The organism is Burkholderia anthinoferrum, assembly GCF_002925705.1.
Taxonomy (GTDB): Bacteria; Pseudomonadota; Gammaproteobacteria; order Burkholderiales; family Burkholderiaceae; genus Burkholderia; species Burkholderia semiarida.
Map to the genome: position 1 here is coordinate 117,461 of NZ_LFZP01000003.1, position 20,813 is coordinate 138,273.

Here is a 20,813-nt window from a genome sequence, read left to right on the forward strand (position 1 = left end):
CCTCCGGAACTCGCTGCGGCGATGGATCAAGGAGGTATGCGTGCGGTTATGGAAATGGAAGGGCGTCGCGGCGGCTTTTGCGTTGGGCGCGATGGCGCTGTCGGCCCAGGCGGCGATCGTGATTACGGGTACGCGGGTCATCTACCCGGAGCAAAGTCGCGAAGTCAATGTGCGATTGACCAACGTCGAGACGGCGCCCGTGCTGGTGCAGACATGGATCGACGACGGGAATGCGGATGCCAATCCCGATCAGATCAAGGTGCCGTTCGTGTTGACGCCGCCGGTGTTCCGCGTCGAGCCGAAAAAGGGGCAGACGTTGCGCATCATGTATACGGGTGCGAATCTGCCGGCGGATCGCGAGTCGGTGTTCTGGCTCAACGTGCAGGAAATTCCGCCGCAGCCCACGAACGCGGAAGAAACGAATCTGCTGCAACTGGCATTTCGCACGCGCATCAAGCTGTTTTTTCGGCCGACCGCGCTTCAGGACGGGCCTTCGGGGCAATCACTGACGTGGAAGGTCATGCATGGCGACAAAGGGCGGAGCATCCTGCGCGTCGACAATCCGTCGCCCTATTACGTGTCGTTCAGCCGTGTGGCGCTGAAGGCCGGCGACAAGGAAATCGAGTTTGACCCGGCTATGGTTCCCCCGTTCGACCATGTGTCGCTCACCCAACCGCAAGGGGCGCATCGTGCGTTCGAGCGGGGCACGGTGTCGTACAAACTGCTCAACGATTACGGTGCGGAGGTGGCGGGTTCGGCCACCGTCGAATAACCACCCGGCTGTTCCGGAAACGATGAGGATCGAAGAGTGGTTCAAGCAGCAAGAAATATCGCGCTTGGCGGTAGCCATGATGTCGATCTGAGCGTCTTCCGCCGCCGGCGGGTCGCTTTGGCAGTCGGTTTGGCGTTCGGCATCGGTTTTCCCGGTGATGACGCTGGCGCGGCGGAACCCGGTGGGTCTGACATCGGGCCGCAAGCGGGGGGCGAGCCGGTAATGATCGTGGCGGCTCGCGCCATGTCCGATCCGGTGATGCAGATGGCGTCCCGCGCGACGACGGAGCCGGTGATGCAGATGGCGTCCCGCGCGACGACGGAGCCGGTGATGCAGATGGCGTCTCGCGCGCCGACGGAGCTGGCGGCGGTGGCATTCAACCCGCGACTGTTCGCCGGCGGTGGCGTCGATCTGTCTCGTTTCGCGAAGGGCAATCCGGTCGAGCCGGGCAATTATGCTGTCGACGTGACGGTCAACGGCAAAGGGCGTGGACGTCACGACGTACCGTTCCTCGCGGTGCCCGGCAGCGACGTTGCCGCGCCGTGCTTCACGCCTGCGATGCTGGAGCAATTCGGTGTCGACGGCGACAAGCTCGCGAACCGGCTTCGGCGATTGAAGCAGGACGACGATGGCGCTCCCGCCACGCCCGAATCGGCGCCCGACGCCTGCCTGGCACTTCGCGACACGATACCCGATGCGACCTATACCTTCGACAGCGCGGATCTGAAGCTCGATCTGACGATCCCGCAAACCGCGATGAGCAGGACGGCCCAAGGCTACGTCGATCCTTCGCGCTGGGACGAAGGGATCAACGTCGGGCTGCTGCAGTACAACGTCAACGGATACACGAGCGAGAGCAATTTTTTCGGGCACAACTTCAGCAGCTTGTATACGGGCCTGCAATCGGGCGTGAATATCGGGCCGTGGCGCCTTCGTCATCGCTCGACGCTGAACTGGGCCAGCCGCAGTGCCGGCGTATCGTGGCGCAGCCTCGAAACCTTCGTTCAGCGTGACATCACGCCATTGCGCAGCCAGATCGTGCTCGGCGACAGTTTCACGAGCGGCGAGGTTTTCGATTCGTTCGGCGTGCGCGGCGTCCAGTTGTCGAGCGACGACCGAATGCTGCCGAATTCGCTGCAGGCTTATGCGCCGACCGTCCGCGGTGTGGCGGACACCAACGCGCGCGTGGTCGTGCGGCAGGGCGGCAACACGGTGTATGAAGAGACCGTGTCGCCGGGGCCATTCGAGTTCAACGATCTGCCGGCCACCGGCTACGGCGGGGATCTCGACGTGACGGTCACCGAAGCCGACGGGCGCGTGCGGCGCTTCTCGGTACCGTTTGCCGCCGTTCCGCAACTGTTGCGGCCAGGTCGGCACCGTTTCAACGTGACGGTCGGCCAGTATCGGGACAACGCGGTCGATACGAAGCCGTGGGTTGCCCAACTGGTTTATCAGCGAGGCATCACGAATCTCGTGACGGGCTATGCCGGCGTACTGTCGTCGGCCGGCTATGGTTCGGGCCTGCTCGGCATGGCGCTCAATACGTCGGTCGGTGCGTTCGCGTTCGACGTCACCTCCGCACACGCGAGCGTGCCGGGCCGGCGCACGTACCACGGTCTCAGCTCGCGCGTCACGTACAGCAAGATGCTGGTGCCGACCGGAACCAATTTCTCGGTGGCCGCGTACCGCTATTCGACGTCGAACTTCTTCAGTCTGCAGGACGCGGTGAACGCACGAAAAGATTGGAACGGATCGATTGATCAGTACAACTACCGGGCCAGGACGCGGCTGCAACTGAACGTCAACCAGCGCCTGGGGGATCGCAGTGCAATCTACGTCACCGGCAGTTCGCAAGACTATTGGGGCGGCGAGAGGGGGCGCGATCTGCAGTATCAGGTTGGCTTCAACAGCACGTTCCGGCAAGTGTCATATGCGGTGTATGCGCAGCGTGCCCGCAACGGCGACAACCGGACGGTCACCCAGGTCGGGATCAACCTGACTATCCCACTCGGCAAGCAGTCGTACACGAAGAGCAGTCTCTTCAATTCGTTGACCACCTCGGCCTCGCGAGATTCGAGCGGCAACAGCGCCATTCAGATGGATATGTCCGGCAGCAAGGGAACCGTTGCACCGTTCAGCTACGGGGTTACCGCATCGCGCGTTGCCGGCGGCGATACCAATGCGCTGTCGTCGTTCGGCGGATACGGTACCTATCGGTCGCCTGTCGGCACCTACAGCGCGAACGCATCGCTCAGCAATCGGATGCGTCAGGCGTCGATCGGCGCAAACGGCGCGATGATCGTCCATCGAGGCGGCGTCACGCTCAGTCCGCCGCTCGGTCAGGCAGCTGCGCTGATCGAGGCGAAGGGTGCAACCGGCGGGCAGATCGTCAACGGGCAAGGCGCGTCGATCGATCGTTTCGGCTACGCGGTGATTCCATCGCTGACGCCGTATCGCGTCAACACGGTCGAGATCGACCCGTCCAGATTGCCCGACGACGTCGAACTCGGGAACACGAGCGAGGAGGTGGTGCCGCGCTACAACTCGGTCGTCTTCGTGAAGATGAGTACGGTGCGGGGCCGCCCGGTGTTCGCGACGGTGGAGCGGCAGGACGGCTCGCCGCTGCCGATGGGCACTCAATTGTTCGATGCGTCCGGCAAATCGATCGGCGGCGTCGGTCAGGGCGGCATGGCATTCCTGCGCGGGCTGGAAGGCTCTGGCGAGCTGACCGCGAAGTGGGGAATCAGCGCTGCCGATCGGTGCAGCTTGCCTTATGCGGTACCGGCCGCAACGGCGAATGCGGGGAAGGTTAGGATGGCGACGCGTGTGCGTTTGCGTTGCGAGCCGGCGACGATGCAATGACGCGCCCGTATCACGGTGAGGCACAGGAGTCATGGACAAAATGATACGCATGCATGCTTCGAAATGGATCCGTCGCGTTGCATCGGGCGCCACGGTCGCGATGGTCGCGCTGGTCGCGGGGGCCGCGAGCACGGCCTGGGGGGGCGGTAATCCGACCGTCACGGTCAAGTTTCAGGGTTCGTACAACTCGGTGACGTGCACGATCGTAGGCGGTCAGGAAAATCAGACGATCAAGCTGCCGCGGATCTCGACGTCGTCGCTGACGTCGCCGGGACAGACAGCGGGCTCCACGGCCTTCACCATTCCGTTGCGCTGCGACGGCAGCATCGATTCGGTCCGCATTTATTTTCAACGGGGCGCCACGACGAACGCGAACGGAAATCTCGACGTCGAGACGCCGAACGATCCTGCAAGCGCCAGAAATGTCCAGGTCCAGTTGATGAACGGCGACGGTTCGCCGATCCAGATCGGCAACGCGGCGACGATGCAGACGGTGAACGTCGATGAGTCGACTACGACGCTGGTGCCGTTCGGGGCGCAGTATTACGCGACCGGCGCGGCACGCGCCGGCACGGTTCGTACGTACGCGACTTTCGTGATTCAGATGCCGTGATGGTGTTCCATCGGCAGTTTTTCTTGATATTCGCATGACATTCGACAGTTCAGGCGCCGCGTTGCGCGCGTCGCTTCAAGAGACCCTACTGCACGTCGCGCTGCTTGCGCAGGGTGCGTCGATACCGGAGGTCCATGCGTGGCGAGCACGGTGCATCGGGCTCGTCGAGCGGCTCGAGCAGGCGATGCGCGACGACGGGCGAGCAGCCGACGTCATACGGGACGTCGGCATCGCGCAATGCATGCTGCTGGACGAGGCGACGCTGCGTCATCTGCCCGCTGGCACGCGCGACGAATGGCTGCGCGAGACGCTGCTGTTCCGATTTCATCGTGCGCACGGCGTTGCGCGGTCTTCGGCGCAAGTCGGCGCGTTGCTGGACGCCCCCTGTCCGGAAGCGTCGCTGATGAGTATGTATACGACGTTGCTTGGGCTTGGACCATCGCGCCAGGGAGACGCTGCTCGGGCGCTCCGGGATGCGGGGTGTTCCGTGACATTGCAGGCAGGCCCGCGCGCGGCCGACGTGGGGGATGAGCCGGCGCAGCGGTTGCCGTGGCCCGCGCGCGCCGTTGCGACTGTCGCGACACGCGCAGGTAAGCCGCTTCGGCCGGTCTTGTTCGCGACGGTGGTACTGGCTGCCGTGTGGATCTTCTGCGACGTCTCGTTGCGTCGTGCGGTGGAGCGCTTGCCCGACTCGGGGCCGCGCGTGACGCAGAACAGCGACGGAGGGCGCCAATGAGCATGCGGTCAATCAAGGCGATCGGACTCGTCTGGATCGCAATGCCGATCGTGGTGTTCGGCGGTGCATGGGCACTCGCGGGGCTGCCGGATTGGCTGAGCGCGCTATGCATTGGATCGGCTGTCGCGCTCGCGCTGTGGTTTGTTACATGGTACGAGCGCCGGCGTCCGGCAGCGGCTCCCGCCGAATCCGCCGTGGAGGATATCGGCGGCACCGCGCGCGAACTCGACGTGATCGTCGTCGTCGGGCCCTACGCCGCCGCGCTGTTCCCGCGTGAGGGCGGGCGCGCCACGATCAGGCGCGACGATCGGGCGGTGTGGCTGCTGGCCGATACGCCAGCGCGGCTCACCGATGTGATGACGCAAGTCAAGGCGGCGCGAGGGCGTTTCCCGGACGCCGCGCTGCTGCCCGTGGTACCGGAGGGCGACGACGAAAGCGTGTTGCGCAGGGAGTTTGCGCAATGGCGCATTGCGCTGCAGGCAGCGTACTGCCATCCCGAATGCGTGCTGCCGTGTCATGTCGCGGTATACGCATGTCTGGGGCCGGGCGAGGGCGGCGCGCCGCAAACGCGATGGTTTGGCGATTCGCTCGAGTTCGACGCGCCGCGCCTCAAGAACGCGATCGGCGTTTCAGACCGGTTGCCGGCGATCCGTGGCCAACTTGCCGAGTCGCGGCATGCCGATGCGGCGGGCCGGGGCGCTCTGGGGCTCGCGGTATTCGAATGGCTCGACGAGGCGGCGTTGCTGTCGTCGATTTCCGCGCTGTCGAATACCGTTCCGTTTGCGTTGCAGGGTGCGTCGCTGGCGGACATCGACCACACGCCCGTTCGGCCGGGCGCGTGGACGCGCTGGCTGATCGCGAAAACCGGCCTGCAGCCACGCGTGACGAAGCCGGTCGCGGGCCCGCTTCCGTTGCCGCGCATTCAGGCATCGGCGTCCGTATCGGCGGATACGGCCGGGCGGCCGCCTGCGCCATCGCCGGTCGACCGGCGAGCATGGCCGCTTGCATCCCACGTGGCGCTGTCAAGCGCGACGGCCGTGACGCTGGCCGTGGTGATATCGGGTGCAGTGAATTATCGGCTCGTCGAGCGGATCGCGGGCGACCTGTCTACCTATTGGAGCACGCCGTCCGTTCGCATCACCGCATCGATCGACTCGTTCGAGCGGCTGCGCGCGGCGCGCGACGAGGTGGCGCGCAATTTGCGCGACGGCGCGCCGTTCGGCGCGGGATGGGGGCTATATCCGGGGCGTGCGCTGCTGCCTCGCGTCGACGTGGCGCTGGCGGCCTATCGGCCGCCGCTCACGACCGTGGAGATCGATAGCCTTTCGCTGTTTCCAAGCGGCAAGGCGACGTTTTCCCCCGCGCACGCGCATCGTGAACTCGCACATGTACTTCGGTTGATCCGGGAGAATCCGGACCAGCGCGTGCTGATCGAAGGGCATGCGGACAGCGAGGGCTCATCCGACGCGAATCTTCGGCTATCCGAGGCGCGGGCGCGCGCGATTCGCGATTGGCTGGTCGTCGAAGGCGGATTGCCGGTCACGCGTTTCGCGATTCAGGGAATGGGCGACATCCGCCCGATCGCGGACAACGGGAGTGAAGCGGGCCGGGCACTGAACCGGCGCGTCGACATTTCGCTGATTCCGGACGGCCTGCGCCGCTGAGCGCGCGATGATGCGCTCGACACGGTAGCGCATCGCATCATTGCTGTGACGATTCATGCGGCCGGGGCGGTGCTCGCTCCGCCGCGTGGCAACGACTCGTCCACGCGCGCCCCATCGCCATTCCAGATAGGGATTCATCTCAGCCGAATGCGGCGTTTTAAATTCGCCGCTTTATTGAGATTAGAGATTTCTTGGATATTTCGTATATCTCCAATTATCGGCAATTAAGTTAGTACTGGTCCTATATAACGGCGCCGACGAGTGTCTTAAGATGCCCGGAGTTTACGCTGAAAGGGCGAAACGGACGAGCATTCGCTCATTGATTTTTTCCCAATCTGAATTCATCTGGAAAGTTTATGGCCATATCCAGCAGTGCACAGAAATTCATTGCGCGAAATCGTGCTCCGCGCGTCCAGATCGAGTACGACGTCGAGATCTACGGCTCCGAAAAGAAGGTCGAGCTGCCGTTCGTGATGGGCGTGCTCGCCGATCTGTCCGGCAAGCCCCTGGAGTCGTTGCCGGCCGTGGGCGATCGGAAGTTCTACAACATCGACATCGACAACTTCGACGAGCGGATGAAGGCGATGAAGCCCCGCGTCGCGTTCTCGGTCCCGAATACGCTGTCCGGCGACGGCCAACTGATGGTCGACATCACGTTCGAAAGCATGGACGACTTTTCTCCGGCGGCGATTGCGAGAAATGTCGACGCGCTGTCGCAGTTGCTCGACGCGCGCACGCAACTCGCCAATCTGCAGACCTACATGGACGGCAAGTCGGGCGCGGAAAATCTTGTCAGCAAGGTGCTGAAGGATCCGGCGCTGCTGAGCGCGCTCGCCAAGGCACCCAAGCCCGAAGCACGGAAGCCGGACGCTCGGGAACCGCAAGAGCAGTGATGCGGCCCTGGATGCTCAACCACGATCTAACACAGGTAAAGGTAAAAAATGGCTGTACGTGAATCGCAGGCGCGAGCTGCCGAGGCGCAGCTCGGCGCCCAATCGGATTTCAATGCACTGTTGTCGCGCGAGTTCAAGCCCAAGACGGAGCAGGCGCGCGAGGCGGTGGAATCCGCCGTCAAGACGCTCGCCGAGCAGGCGCTGGCCAATTCGGTGACGATGTCCGACGATGCCTACAAGAGCATCGAGGCGATCATCGGCGAGATCGATCGCAAGTTGTCGGAACAGATCAACCTGATCCTGCACCACGACGATTTCCAGAAGCTGGAAAGCGCGTGGCGCGGGCTGCATCATCTCGTGACGAACACGGAAACCGACGAGAAGCTGAAAATCCGCTTCATGGACGTGTCGAAGGAAGATCTGCGTCGCACGATGAAACGCTACAAGGGCGTGGCCTGGGATCAAAGCCCGTTCTTCAAGCAAATCTACGAAGAGGAGTACGGTCAGCTGGGCGGCGAGCCGTATGGCTGTCTCGTCGCCGACTATTACTTCGACCACACGCCTCCGGACGTCGATCTGCTGGCGTCGATCGGCAAGGTCGCCGCGGCCGCGCACGCGCCGTTCATCACCGGCGCGTCGCCATCCGTGCTGCAGATGGATTCGTGGCAGGAACTCGCGAACCCGCGCGATCTGACCAAGATCTTCACGCAGAACCTCGAGTACGCACCGTGGAACTCGCTGCGCAACTCCGAAGACTCGCGCTACATCGGTCTGGCCATGCCGCGCTTCCTCGCGCGCCTGCCGTACGGTATCCGCACCAATCCCGTCGACGAGTTCGATTTCGAGGAATCGACCGACGGATCGGACCACCGCAAATACGCGTGGGCCAACGCCGCGTATGCGATGGCCGTGAACATCAATCGCTCGTTCAAGCACTACGGCTGGTGCACGCTGATTCGCGGCGTCGAGAGCGGTGGCGTGGTCGAGAATCTGCCGTGCCATACGTTCCCGACCGACGATGGCGGCATCGACATGAAGTGCCCGACCGAGATCGCGATTTCCGATCGCCGTGAGGCGGAGCTTTCGAAGAACGGCTTCATTCCGCTGATTCATCGCAAGAATACCGATTACGCGGCGTTCATCGGCGCGCAGTCGCTGCAGAAGCCTGCCGAGTACTACGATCCGGACGCGACGGCCAACGCGAACCTGTCCGCGCGTCTGCCGTATCTGTTTGCCTGCTCGCGTTTCGCGCACTACCTGAAGTGCATCGTGCGCGACAAGATCGGCTCGTTCAAGGAGCGCGACGAAATGCAGCAATGGCTCAACGAATGGATCATGTACTACGTCGACGCCGATCCCGCGAACTCGTCGCAGGAAACCAAGGCGCGTCGTCCCTTGGCTGCTGCCGAGGTGGTCGTGGAAGAAGTCGAGGGCAACCCCGGCTACTACCAGGCGAAGTTCTTCCTGCGCCCGCACTTCCAGCTGGAAGGTCTGACGGTGTCGCTGCGGCTCGTCGCAAAGCTTCCGTCGGTCAAGGCGGCCGCCTGATCCCAGCGAGCGATTGCCGCGGGGACGGTTGCTGATCGGCAAGCCCCAGCACGCGCGCTGACCGTCGCGTCGGCGACGTTCCTCGTCCCGCGTATTCCGATGTGATGTTCGACCCCGGGGGAGTGGTGATCAGGCGCTCCGTAAATAAACCTGATCGCAAAGTTAGTTGTACAAAAAATTCAACCAAGACGTAAGGAGTGATGCCATGGCACACGACATTTTCCTCAAGATCAACGGAATCGACGGCGAATCCAAGGATGCTACTCACCATGACGAAATCGAGGTCTTGAGCTGGTCGTGGAACGTATCGCAGCAATCGAACATGCACCTGGGCTCCGGCGGCGGGGCGGGCCGCGCGACCGTCGACGATCTGCAGTTCGAACACTACATCGACCGTGCGAGCCCGAACCTGATTCAGTACTGTCTGCTGGGCAAGCACATCGATCAGGCGAAGCTCACGGTGCGCAAGGCCGGCGGCAATCCGCTCGAATACATCATGTTGACGATGAATGACGTGCTGGTGACGCAGGTGAGCCCGGCTGGCGTCGCGGCTGACGAATCGCGTCCGCGCGAGATCGTTCGCCTGTCGTTCTCGCGCCTGAAGCAGGAATACGTCGTGCAGAACGCGCAAGGCGGCAGCGGCGGTGCGATCACGGCGACGTTCGACATCAAGCGGAACGCGGCGTAAGCGTCGACGCCCGTAGTTCAGGGCGATGCCGCCTGTGCTCGCGCGGGCGGCATCGCAAGCCGTTGACCAAGGCGTCTTCGCGATGCGTGGGGGCCTCGGTCAACGGCTGCCCCGGGTACGACAGGATCTTCCCTATGTTTTCTCGATTTCCGCCAGGTATGGCGACGCGCCGCAATGCACTGAAACGTATCGCGGCCGGACTGACATTTCTGTCGCTTGCTGCGTGCGGAGGGGTGCCGTCGCGGAAGGATCTGGCCGCGTCGCTGAATCTGAAGATCAAGGTGAGCGATGGCGTCAATCCCGACGAGCTCGGGCGGCCGGCGCCGATCATGGTGCGGATCTATGAATTGAAGTCGGCCTATACGTTCGACAACGCCGACTTCTTCTCGCTGCAGAACGACAGCAAGAAGGTGCTCGGCGAAGACGCGATCGTGATCGACGAGTTCGTGCTGCGCCCCGGCGACGTCCGGGATATTCGGCGGCGTATCAATAGCGCGACGACCGCGATCGGCGTGCTGGCCGGATACCGCGAGCTGGGCAAATCGGTGTGGCGCGGCACGTATCGCTTGCCGCCGCCGCCGGAGGAAGCATGGCTTCGGGTGCTGACGGCGCGTACAAAAATCAAATTGAACGTGGATATCGGCCAGCGGGCCGTTCTGGTAACTGAATTGGATTGACATGAGTTGGCATAACAAGGTCGTGTGGAGCGAGGGTCTTTTCCTGCTGCCCCAGCTGTTCCAGCAACAAGAGCGCTATTTCGAACATTTCGCGCACAAGCGTTCCGCGCCGCTCAGCCCGTTCTTCTGGGGCTTCAGTCAGTTCGAGACCGATCAGGAATCGCTTGCGTTCGGCAAGCTGGTGTTGAAGAGCGGTGCAGGCGTGTTTCCCGACGGGACGCCGTTCGACGTGCCGGCGCATGCGCCGCCGCCGCCGCCGTTGACGATCGTGCCCGAGCATCAGAACCAGGTCATCTATCTGGCTGTCCCGTTGCGGCAGCCCAATACCGAAGAGACGGTGTTCCGCGACGAGACGGCGTCGCTGGCCCGCTATCTGGCGTTCGAAAACGAACTGCGGGACAGCAACACGATCGGGCAGGGGCCGAAGCCCGTGCAACTGGCGAACCTGCGCCTGCGGCTGCTGCCCGAAAAAGAACTGACGCAGTCGTGGATCGGCATCGCGCTGACGCGCATCAAGACCTTGCATGCGGACGGATCGGTGTCGCTGCACGTGACCGATCACATTCCGCCGGTCAGCCGGTACGGCGCCGATCCGCTGCTGCGCGAATGGGCGACGCAACTGCATGGCCTCACGAAGCTGCGAGCCGATGCGCTGGCCACCCGTCTGTCCGGTAGCGACGGGCGGGCGGGCGCGGCGGCGGAAGTCGCCGATTACCTGCTCCTGCAGGTACTGAATCGCTATGAACCGCTGCTCGAACATATCTGCCGGATTCGCGAGACGCCGCCGATGGTGTTCTATCGTGAACTCGCGATCATGGCGGGCGAGCTGTCGACGTTCGTGCGCCCGCAGACGCGCCGCCCGCTCCCGACTCCCGGCTACGATCACGCACAACTGTACGCAAGCATCCGGCCGCTCGTGGAGGAGGTCCACTATCTGCTCAACCAGGTGCTGATCCGCGGTGCGCAGCCGATTCCGCTTACCGAGCAGCCGCACGGCATCCGCGTCGCGGCCGTGATGCCCGCGGAACTCTCCGGCTATTCGAGCCTCGTGCTGGCCGTCGGCGCGCAGATGTCGCCGGACGTGCTTCAGCAGCAATTCGCCGCGCAGACGAAGATCAGCCAGCCGCAGCGTTTGCCCGAGTTGATTCGTTCGCACCTTCCCGGGCTCACGATGGTGCCGCTGCCGGTGCCGCCGCGACAGATTCCGTTCAATTCGAGCTACATCTACTACGAGTTGTCGCGCAGCGGGCCGTTCTGGGAGCAGATCGCGCAGCAAGGCGGGCTCGCGATGCATATCGCCGGCCACTTCCCCGAACTGAAACTCGAACTGTGGGGAGTGCGCCATAAATGAACTCCGGTACGTTCGATAAGGACGCGTTCGACTTTCTCGCGGGGGATTCCGGGACGGTGCTCGATCCGCAGAAGGAACGCGCCGGAGACGAAAGGCGTGCCGCGAGCGCACCCGTCGATCCTGGCGAGTTCGATGCGGTCGTGGATATTCAGCAGCGTGTCGACGAGGTGCGCGCAGCCGCGAATCCGCTGCTCGAGGCGGCGCGCCCGTTGCTCAGAATGCTCGCCGACATGCCGGCGACGCTCGATACGTCCGAAGCGGTGGAGGGGCTGAGGACGCTGCTCGTGCGCGAGGTCAACCTGTTTCAAAAGGTATGCGACAAGGTCGATCTGCCGTGGAAGCACATGGCGGTCGTCCGCTACTGTCTGTGCACCGCGCTCGACGAGGCGGCCAACCGCACCAGCTGGGGCGGGAGCGGCGTATGGGCAGCACGGAGCCTGCTGATCACGTTCGAGGGCGAAGTCGACGGCGGCGAGAAGTTCTTCCTGTTGATCGGCCGGATGGCGACCGATCCGCAGGAGTACGTCGATATCCTCGAAATCCTGTATCGCGTGCTCGGTCTCGGCTTCGAGGGCCGCTACAGCGTGATGGCCGATGGGCGCCGCTATCTGGAGCAGATTCGCCAGCGTCTGTGGACGCTCATCACCGGCGCGCGAGACGCGCTGCAGCCGGAGCTGTCGCCGCACTGGCGGGGGGCGCCGCCCGGCAAACTGCCGTTGCTGCGCAGCGTGCCGGCATGGGCGTCCGTCGCGCTCGCGGCGCTCCTTCTGTTCGCACTGTTCGTGTTCTACCAGTACCACCTGCTGACCGAGCGGCATTTGCTGGAGGCGCGCATTCTCGAGATCGGCAAGGAGCGGCTGGCGTCCGCGCCGCAGCGTCTGCGCCTGTCGCAGCTGCTGACGAACGAGATCGCGCGCGGCCTGCTGACCGTTGACGAAGACGACCGGCGCAGCGTCGTCGTGTTCAGGGGCGATTCGATGTTCGCGTCGGGCCAGAGCGTGGTGTTGCCTGAGATCGAGCCGATCCTGAACAAGGTCGCGAGCGAAGTGGCGCGCGTCGGCGGCAACGTGCTCGTGAGCGGGCATACCGACAACCAGCCCATTCGTAGCGCGGCTTTCGCGAACAACCAGGTTCTGTCGGAAAAGCGCGCGGCGTTTGTCGCGCAAATCCTGCAACGGGACGGTACGCCCGCGGAGCGGATTCGCGCGGTCGGCAAGGGTGACACGCAGCCGATCGGCGATAACGCGACGGCGGCCGGCAGAGCACTCAACCGTCGCGTCGAAATCATGGTCACCCCGTAGTACCGGAATTCAGCATGTCTTATTTGAAACGTCTTTTCAGATGGTTGGTCTCGTGGCGGATGCTGGCGTGCGTGGCGATTCTGCTGGCATGCGTGGCGGTCTGGTTTCTGGGGCCGCTGTTCGTGTTCGGCGAGCTGCATCCGTTCGCCGGCGCCGTGATCCGCTCGATCGTGATCGCGCTGTTGGCGGGCCTGCTCGTCCTGTGGCTGAGAAGGTGGCCGCTGAGTCCGGTCTGGGTGATCGCGCTTTGCGTCGCGCTCTGGCACGTCGGCCCGCTGTTCGGGTTCGCGGAGCATCATCCGCTCCAGCCGATCTGGGTGCGCGTGTTGATCGTCGCGGCGATCGTGTTCTGCTATGCGCTCTACGGTCTGTACAAGTTGTGGCAGGCGTTGCGGTCGAACGATGCGCTGCTGAAGCGCTTTCTCGAGCCGAAGGGGGACGAGCCGGCCGAAATCGGCCGCGACGAAGTGCGTGCGGTTGCGATGGTGGTGTCCAAGGCCATCGCGCAGTTGAAGCGCTTGCGCGGCGGCACGCTCGGATGGCGTCGCCTGCTCGAGGTGGACCGTCATCTGTACGGGCTGCCGTGGTACATGATGCTCGGTACGCCGGGGGCCGGGAAGACGACCGCGATCCTCGGGTCGGGCCTGCAGTTTCCGTTGACCGACCAGATGGCGGCGGTGTCCGCGCACGGGATCGAGCACACCGCGAACTGCGAATGGTGGTTCGCGAACGAGGCGGTGCTGATCGACACCGCAGGTCGCTATGTCGAGCAGGACGACGCGCGGGAAGAAACGGCTACGACGGTCAACGCCGCGGAATGGAAGGCGTTGCTCGGCCAGTTGCGCAAGCATCGGCCGCGCGCGCCGCTCAATGGCGCGATCCTGACCGTGAGCGTGGCGGACCTGGTCAACCGGTCGGAAGTCGAGCGCACCGCGCTCGCGGCGAGCTTGCGGGCCCGGCTCGGCGAACTGCGCCAGCAACTCGGGATTCGGTTCCCCGTCTACGTATTCGTCACGAAGCTGGATCTGTTGCCGGGCTTTACCGAGTATTTCCAGTCGTTGACGGCCGACGGGCGCACGCAGATCTGGGGTTTCACGCTGCCGTGCGACGAGTCGGGCGCGGCGAGCGTCGACGGGCTGCGACGTCACTGCATGCGTGAACTGACGCTGCTGGAAGCGCGGGTCGACGCCGGCTTGAACAACCGCTTGCTCGAAGAATACGAGGGAGAGCGTCGCAAGCGGCTGTACCCGCTGGCACAGGAGTTCCGCAGCCTGTCGGCGTTGCTCGCGGATCTGGTGGAACTGGTGTTCCTCGATTCCCGCTACGACGACGCGCAGTTGCAGAACATGCTGCGCGGCGTCTATTTCACGAGCGCCGAGCAGACGGATCAGGTGATGACCGTCGACCGCGACACGGTGCTGCAGCGCCTGAGGCGCAAGCTGGCACGCCTGCGTACGACCAGCGACACGGCAGCGCACGTGCGTGGCGACGATGCGATCGCCGGGCATCGCAGCTATTTCCTGCGCAACGTGTTCCAGCACGTGATCGTGCCGGAGGCGCATCTGGTCCGCGCAGATCTGAAGTGGGAGATTCGCTTCAGAACGATGCGCTGGGCTGGCCATCTGCTGACCGTGGCCCTGTTCGTCTGGCTCGCGTTTTCGCTCACGGTGAGCTACGAAAACAACCGGAACTATCTGTCCGCGATTTCCGGCAAGACGTCGGCGCTGGCCGCGCGGGCTGCGGCATACAACAAGGCACCGAAAGCGGCGGCGATCGGCGGCCTGCTGGACAGGTCGAGGGATCTCCCGCGCCACGGCGATTTCGATCTCGATGCACCGGGCCTTGCGTACCGCTACGGCCTTTATGTGGTCCCGGCCATCGTCTCGGCGTCGGATACGACCTATCTGAGCCTGTTGCAGCAGACGTTGATGCCGCAGATCGTGGCGCGCGTCGAAGGCGATCTGAACACGCAGATCGCCGCGCAAAACCCGGACGATGTATATCGCACGCTGACCATCTACCTGATGTTGTACGAAGCCGGGCGTTACGACGCGAAGGCAGTCCGGGCCTGGGTGCTGCGGGACTGGGAGCGCGCCGACAGCGCGGCGGCGATGGGCGGCCGCAATGCGATGACGCGGCACCTGGAGGCGCTGTTCGTCGACGGCCGTCCGGTCAAACCTTCCATGAAGCAGGATGCCGCGCTCGTGCAGCGCGCACGCCTCTTCCTGAGCCAGAACCCCGCGCCGAGGCGGCTGTACGAGCGGGCGATCGGCGCGATGCAGAAGGAGGCGCCCGAAAACTTCACGCTCGCGCAGGCGCTTGGGCTGCAGGGCGCGTCGCTTTTCAAGCTGGTGGACGGGTCGCGCTTCGAGCAAGGCGTGCCGGGGCTTTACACGTATGACGGTTATCACGCGTTGTTCAGTCAGCGTCTGCCCGAATTTCTCACGCGCGCGCAAGACGACGACGATTGGGTCATGGGACGCGCGTCGAAGCGCAACGATCTCGTGGCATCGATACAGGGCACCCGGATCGTGGCGGCCAGATCGTCGCTCGCCGACGAGATTCGCCGCCAGTATTTGATCGATTACGGAAACTACTGGCAGCAGTTTCTCGCCGACATTCGGCCGGCCACGAGCGGCGAGAACGGCCGGGACGGCACGCTGGCGCTCGACCAGGCGACGCTGCGCGCACTCGCCGCCCCTGATTCGCCGCTGGTGAGGCTGGCGCGCGCGGTGGTCCGGGAAACGTCGCTGTCGGTCATCGATGCACCGGAGCCGTCGTCGCTGAACGACCTCGCGCTGGCAGCGGTCGGCCGGCGATCCTCGGCGGCGCGAACGGCGGCGGTCGAAGCCGGGAAGATCGCCGCGCAGCGGCCGGAAACGCGACTCGAGAAGGAGTTCGTCGACAACCGCTTTGCGGCGTTGCGCGAAGTCACCACCGGGCAGGCCGACACCGGCAGCGGTCCGGCGATGACGGACAAGCCGATTTCGGTGGGCGGCAAGGCCTTGCAGCTCGACGCGATCCTGACGTTGATCAACGAGCAATACACGCGTCTCGTCGTCGCGAGCAACGCACTGTCGGCCAACAGCATGCCGCCGGCGCTGGATATCGGCACGACGCTGCAGACCGAAGCCGAAAAGCTGCCGGCGCCATTGCGGCTCGTCCTGGGCGGTATCGCGACGCAGGTGGCGGACAAGGTCGGGCAGGAGGTCGGCGGGCTGCTCGCGATGCAGGTCGATACGAGCGTCGGGCAAACCTGCCGGCGCACCATCGACGGCAAATACCCGTTCGTGCGCAGCAGCCAGGAAGTCGACGTGGAGGACTTCAACCGGATGTTCGCAAGCGGCGGCGTATTCGACGAGTTCTTTCAGAAATCGCTGGCGAGCTATGTCGATACGAACGCGAAGCCGTGGCGCTACAAGTCACTGAGCCCCGGCATGCCGCCGATCAAGGGGCCGAGCCTCGCACCGTTCGAACGTGCGGCGGCGATCCGCGAAGTGTTCTTCCGCGATCAGGGTGCAAAACGGATGGCGTGGAAGATGGATGCGAAGGTGGCCGCGATCGACCCGGAGATCACCGAATTGCTGATTGACGTCGACGGTCAGACGCAGCGCTACGTGCACGGCCCGGTCACGCCGTTCGCGCTGAGCTGGCCCGGACCGCGCGGCGGCGCGGTAGCGGAGATCGCGGCAAGACCGGCGATCCGGCCGGATACGTCGACGATCGTCGCGACGGGGCCCTGGGCGCTGTTCCGGTTGATCGAGCGCGGCCAGTTGACCGGCACGGCATCGGCCAGCCGCCTGACGCTGGCGTTCGATTTCGATGGTCGGCATGCGGCGCTCGAGCTGATGACGAGCGGGCAGTCGAATCCGCTGACGAGCAATCTGCTGACGAGCTTTCATTGCCCTGGGGGGCTCGCGTGACGGTCGGCATGCCGGCGCTGTGGGGGCGTCTCCCCGCGTCGGTCGAGCAGATCCGGCACCGCACGACCGTCATGCAGGCTCTTCAATGGCAACACTGGCTGACGCGTCATCCCGAATGGGCGGCGCATCTGTCCGGCGAAGGCGGCACACATGCGTTGCCGTGGAGTTTCGTGCTGACGCCCGCCTGTTCGCCGTTCGCCGATGGGCGATATGTCGTCGGCGTGATGGCCGCTTCGTGCGATCGGGCCGGACGGCGGCATCCATGCATCGTCTGCTGCACCGTGTCGCGCCGCTGGCTGGAACGCCGGCTGCGCGAGCCGCGCGGCGTGTTGTTCCAGATGGCGCGCCTGCTGGCGAGGTACGTGCCGCCGCGTGCGCAACCGGCCGATCCGGATCGCTTCGTGTCGTCGTTGTACACGCAACTTGATGCGCTGTGGGACGCGGCGCACGCATTCGTATGGCCGCGCATGGGCAGGCGCGGCCGAAAGGCGGTCGTGCCGTCGGCGGATTCGGAAATTCAAGGGGCGGGCTGCGGCGACGATCCCGCGCGCGTGCTGACCGGCGTACCCGAGGTGCCGTGGGCGGCGTGGCCGCGGTGTACGACGCAGGGCGAAGGCGGGTGGTTCTGGCAACAGGACGATCGCGGCGGTTTCGTCGATCAGAGGTGGATCGCCGGTTTGCCGGCGGGCGCGGCGGCGATCGCGCGCGACGCCGACGAACCGGATTCGGATTGCACCGTCGATGTCGAGCAAGAGCGGACTCATGAACATACGGAACGCTGATACATACACGTTCGATCAACTGCCGTGCGAGCACGAGCAGGGCACGCGTGCGCTGGAGCGGGCGATTGCTTCGAATTGCACGACCTTGCGCAGCCGACACCGCGAATATCGCGAGATTGTCGCGTTTCGTCGCACGCCGCACATCAAGAAGCTCGAGCGCACGTTGTGGTTGGCTGCGTGGCAACTGCACGACGTGGACGACGCGAAGGTGGCCGCGCTATGCGCGAACGGCAACCTGGCGACGATCGCCAGCATGCTGGCCGAATGGTTAGGCGTACATGCCGCGCCGGTCGAGTGGGTGGCGGGAATCGATCCCGGCGGTGGCGCGCCGTTGGTTCCGGGCGTGCGCGCGGTCTACTGCATGCGCCGCGTCGTTGCATTCGGACGGAAGGTGATCGATGCGCGCGACGCGAGCGATCTCGACCTGGCCGCAAGCTATCTGGTCGATGCCGCGACGAGTATCGGCGCCGATTTGCTGATCGACGTGCTGCTGAAGCTCGCGGCGGTGCGTGTCCGGTATCCGGCGCGCGCATCCGGCACATGACGCAGGCAACCGCAGGGCGGCGCCATACGGCTGCTGCATGCGGATATAGGGCAATGCGCGTGGGCGCATCTTTGTTTTGGGTGAGTGGGAGCGAATAGATCGCATGTCAATCAATTCTTCGGAAGGACTGATCAATCAGGAGCGCACGGTGGTGATTCGCAGCGATGCGATGCCACGGCTGCTTGGCAAGCCCGCGCTCCGATTCCTGTCGCTTCGCGGTGGAGAGCATCTCGGGAAACTTTACACGTACGAGTTGCTGCTGCGCACGCCGGACGATTTTCACGTGCCGTTGTCGACCAGTGCGAATCTCGATCTGAAGGCGATGATCGGCACCGAGATGACCGTCAGTGTGCAATTGGAGGGCATCGGGACGGGCGTGGAAGGCGGTGTCGGCGCCGGCGGGCGGGAAATCAGCGGCCTCGTCGTGAAAGCGGGTTTCCTGCGCACGGAAGGGCGCTACAACGTTTACCGCATCGTGTTGCGGCCGTGGCTCTGGCTCGCCACGCTGACGAGCGACTACAAGATCTTTCAGGACAAGACGGTGGTCGAGATCATCGACACCGTGCTGAGCGATTATCCGTATCCGGTCGACAAGCGGCTCGACGTCGACAAGTACACGGTGCAGGGCGAGAGTACGCGCAATGAGCCGCGGGCATTCCAGGTGCAATACGGCGAGACGGATTTCGATTTTATCCAGCGCCTGATGGAGGAGTGGGGGATCTACTGGTTCTTCGAGCACTCGGACGGCAAGCACCGGCTCGTGCTGTGCGATCACATCGGCGCGCACCGCCGCTCGCCGAGTGCCGCCTATCACGAAATCAGGCACCACCCGGAAGGCGGCAAGATCGACATCGAGTATCTGAATTATTTCTCGACGGACGAATCGCTGCGGCCGGGGCGCGTGGTGGTCGACGATTTCGATTTCACGCGGCCGAGGGCGCAGCTCGTGACGTCGAACCATCAGCCGCGCGAAACGAACTGGGGCGAAGGCGAACTGTTCGAGTGGCCCGGCGACTATACCGACAGCAAGCATGGCGATCTCATCAGCCGCGTCCGGATGGAAGAGCGCCGTGCGCCCGGCACGCGCGCGTTCGGCAAGGGCAACGTGCGCGGCCTCGCGTGCGGCCAAACCTTCACGCTGACGAAACACAAGCACGAGGAAGCCAACCGCGAGTATCTGATCATCGAAGCGGCGTTGATGCTGACCGAAATCGCCGACGAATCCGGCAGCGGTTACCGGTACGAATGCAATAACGAGCTGATCGTACAACCGACGAGCGAAGTGTTCCGGATGCCGCGCGAGACGCCGAAGCCGACCACGAGTGGCCCGCAGTCGGCGATCGTCGTGGGTCCGCCGGGACACGAAGTGTGGACGGACGAGTTCGGCCGCGTGAAGGTGCGCTTCCTGTGGGACCGGTATGCGCGCAACGACGCGACGGATTCGTGCTGGGTGCGTGTCAGCCAGGCATGGGCGGGCGTGAATTTCGGTGGCATCTATATCCCGCGCATCGGGCAGGAGGTGATCGTCGGCTTCATGAACGGCGATCCCGATCGTCCGTTGATTCTCGGCAGCCTGTACAACACCGTGACGCCGCCTCCGTGGGATCTGCCCGGAGAAGCGACGAAGAGCGGCTTCAAGAGCAAGACGATCACCGGCGGCCGCGAAAACTACAGCGGGATTCGCTTCGAAGACAAGAAGGGCGCCGAGGAATTCCACATGCAGGCGGAGCGGGACATGAACCGCCTGACGAAGCGCAACGAGTCGCTCACGGTCGGTGCGAGTCTGTCGGTCGGCGTCGCGCTGACACACACGCGCGCGGTGGGCGGCATGTTCACCAGCATCGTGGGCGGCGCCGCCAGCTACGCGGTGGGCGGCGCCGAGTCGACGATGATCGGCGGTGCTTGTGCGCTGAACGTCGGCGGCGCGTATGCGATTGCGGTGGGCGGTGCGATGTCGACGTCGGTGGGCGGTGCCTATGCGCTGAACGTCGGTGGTGCGCTTTCCATCGTATGCGGTGCGTCGGCCATCAACATGACGGCCGACGGCACGATCAAGCTGGTCGGCACGAAGATCCGGATCGTCGGCAGCAACGAGGTCGTGGTTCAGGGTTCGCCGCTGCAGTTGAATCCTGGATGTGGCGACGGCTGTGCGGGCGGCGGCGGTGGGGGCGGGGCGATTCCGCCGATTCCATTCCCGACTTTCATGTTCAAGATCACCAAGCCGCTTCTGCCGCCGCCGCCGCCGCCGCCGACGGTTGTTCCGCCGCCGCCGAGCGTTGCACCACCGCCGCCGACCGAGCCGCCGCCACCGAGCATCGAGCCGCCGCCGCCGAGTGTCGAGCCGCCGCCGCCGAGTATCGAGCCGCCGCCGCCGAGTGAGACGCCGCCGCCGAGCGAGCTGCCGCCGCCGAGCGAGCTGCCGCCGCCGAGCGAGCTGCCGCCGCCGAGCGAGCTGCCGC

At 64.5% G+C, this 20,813-nt stretch carries 15 protein-coding genes; all 15 read left to right on the plus strand.

Annotation, left to right across the window (positions count from 1 at the left end; genetic code table 11):
* Positions 1-40: 40 nt before the first annotated feature.
* Positions 41-772, plus strand: a complete 732-nt coding sequence (locus C5F75_RS01795) for a fimbria/pilus periplasmic chaperone (protein WP_104011816.1) — start codon at positions 41-43, stop codon at positions 770-772.
* Between the two features lie 294 nt (positions 773-1,066).
* On the plus strand, positions 1,067-3,634 hold the full coding sequence (locus tag C5F75_RS01800) for a fimbria/pilus outer membrane usher protein (RefSeq protein ID WP_456151263.1): 2,568 nt from the start codon (positions 1,067-1,069) through the stop codon (positions 3,632-3,634).
* A gap of 49 nt (positions 3,635-3,683) precedes the next feature.
* Positions 3,684-4,247: a fimbrial protein gene (locus tag C5F75_RS01805; RefSeq protein ID WP_230951113.1), complete on the plus strand. Its 564-nt coding sequence runs from the start codon at positions 3,684-3,686 to the stop codon at positions 4,245-4,247.
* A gap of 34 nt (positions 4,248-4,281) precedes the next feature.
* A complete protein-coding gene (locus tag C5F75_RS01810) occupies positions 4,282-4,983 on the plus strand; it encodes a DotU family type IV/VI secretion system protein (protein WP_059573635.1) in 702 nt (233 codons plus the stop codon).
* A complete protein-coding gene (locus tag C5F75_RS01815) occupies positions 4,980-6,647 on the plus strand; it encodes an OmpA family protein (RefSeq protein WP_060010907.1) in 1,668 nt (555 codons plus the stop codon). Before C5F75_RS01810 ends, C5F75_RS01815 begins: the two co-directional genes overlap by 4 nt.
* A gap of 356 nt (positions 6,648-7,003) precedes the next feature.
* On the plus strand, positions 7,004-7,540 hold the full coding sequence (gene tssB, locus C5F75_RS01820) for a type VI secretion system contractile sheath small subunit (protein WP_059573636.1): 537 nt from the start codon (positions 7,004-7,006) through the stop codon (positions 7,538-7,540).
* Between the two features lie 48 nt (positions 7,541-7,588).
* On the plus strand, positions 7,589-9,088 hold the full coding sequence (gene tssC / locus C5F75_RS01825) for a type VI secretion system contractile sheath large subunit (RefSeq protein WP_059573637.1): 1,500 nt from the start codon (positions 7,589-7,591) through the stop codon (positions 9,086-9,088).
* Between the two features lie 205 nt (positions 9,089-9,293).
* Positions 9,294-9,776 (plus strand): Hcp family type VI secretion system effector, encoded by a 483-nt coding sequence (locus C5F75_RS01830; protein WP_059573638.1) that lies wholly within the window; start codon positions 9,294-9,296, stop codon positions 9,774-9,776.
* A 134-nt stretch (positions 9,777-9,910) separates the two neighbouring features.
* Positions 9,911-10,453 carry a type VI secretion system lipoprotein TssJ gene (tssJ, locus tag C5F75_RS01835; RefSeq protein WP_081066617.1) on the plus strand — a complete coding sequence of 181 codons (543 nt, stop codon included), beginning with the start codon at positions 9,911-9,913 and terminating at the stop codon, positions 10,451-10,453.
* 1 nt (position 10,454) lies between these two features.
* The gene (gene tssK / locus C5F75_RS01840) at positions 10,455-11,804 is read left to right on the plus strand and encodes a type VI secretion system baseplate subunit TssK (RefSeq protein ID WP_059573640.1); all 1,350 of its coding nucleotides are present in this window, start codon (positions 10,455-10,457) and stop codon (positions 11,802-11,804) included.
* Positions 11,801-13,105, plus strand: a complete 1,305-nt coding sequence (gene tssL, locus C5F75_RS01845; RefSeq protein ID WP_059573641.1) for a type VI secretion system protein TssL, long form — start codon at positions 11,801-11,803, stop codon at positions 13,103-13,105. Before tssK ends, tssL begins: the two co-directional genes overlap by 4 nt.
* A gap of 14 nt (positions 13,106-13,119) precedes the next feature.
* Complete coding sequence (tssM, locus tag C5F75_RS01850) at positions 13,120-17,028, plus strand: type VI secretion system membrane subunit TssM (protein WP_059573642.1); 3,909 nt, start codon at positions 13,120-13,122, stop codon at positions 17,026-17,028.
* The gene (locus tag C5F75_RS01855; protein ID WP_226094364.1) at positions 17,007-17,810 is read left to right on the plus strand and encodes a TagF domain-containing protein; all 804 of its coding nucleotides are present in this window, start codon (positions 17,007-17,009) and stop codon (positions 17,808-17,810) included. Before tssM ends, C5F75_RS01855 begins: the two co-directional genes overlap by 22 nt.
* Positions 17,791-18,354: a hypothetical protein gene (locus C5F75_RS01860; protein ID WP_059573644.1), complete on the plus strand. Its 564-nt coding sequence runs from the start codon at positions 17,791-17,793 to the stop codon at positions 18,352-18,354. Before C5F75_RS01855 ends, C5F75_RS01860 begins: the two co-directional genes overlap by 20 nt.
* Positions 18,355-18,457: 103 nt before the next feature.
* Positions 18,458-20,813: type VI secretion system Vgr family protein (locus C5F75_RS01865; protein ID WP_104011812.1), on the plus strand; the 2,356-nt coding region annotated here is incomplete at its 3' end.

Excerpts from the sequence above, each read along its gene's own strand:
- C5F75_RS01800 (WP_456151263.1), top strand. The coding sequence starts at position 1,067 with ATGCAGATGGCGTCCCGCGCGACGACGGAGCCGGTGATGCAGATGGCG.
- C5F75_RS01805 (WP_230951113.1), top strand. The coding sequence starts at position 3,684 with ATGCATGCTTCGAAATGGATCCGTCGCGTTGCATCGGGCGCCACGGTC.
- C5F75_RS01810 (WP_059573635.1), top strand. The coding sequence starts at position 4,282 with ATGACATTCGACAGTTCAGGCGCCGCGTTGCGCGCGTCGCTTCAAGAG.
- C5F75_RS01815 (WP_060010907.1), top strand. The coding sequence starts at position 4,980 with ATGAGCATGCGGTCAATCAAGGCGATCGGACTCGTCTGGATCGCAATG.
- tssB (WP_059573636.1), top strand. The coding sequence starts at position 7,004 with ATGGCCATATCCAGCAGTGCACAGAAATTCATTGCGCGAAATCGTGCT.
- tssC (WP_059573637.1), top strand. The coding sequence starts at position 7,589 with ATGGCTGTACGTGAATCGCAGGCGCGAGCTGCCGAGGCGCAGCTCGGC.
- C5F75_RS01830 (WP_059573638.1), top strand. The coding sequence starts at position 9,294 with ATGGCACACGACATTTTCCTCAAGATCAACGGAATCGACGGCGAATCC.
- tssJ (WP_081066617.1), top strand. The coding sequence starts at position 9,911 with ATGTTTTCTCGATTTCCGCCAGGTATGGCGACGCGCCGCAATGCACTG.
- tssK (WP_059573640.1), top strand. The coding sequence starts at position 10,455 with ATGAGTTGGCATAACAAGGTCGTGTGGAGCGAGGGTCTTTTCCTGCTG.
- tssL (WP_059573641.1), top strand. The coding sequence starts at position 11,801 with ATGAACTCCGGTACGTTCGATAAGGACGCGTTCGACTTTCTCGCGGGG.
- tssM (WP_059573642.1), top strand. The coding sequence starts at position 13,120 with ATGTCTTATTTGAAACGTCTTTTCAGATGGTTGGTCTCGTGGCGGATG.
- C5F75_RS01860 (WP_059573644.1), top strand. The coding sequence starts at position 17,791 with ATGAACATACGGAACGCTGATACATACACGTTCGATCAACTGCCGTGC.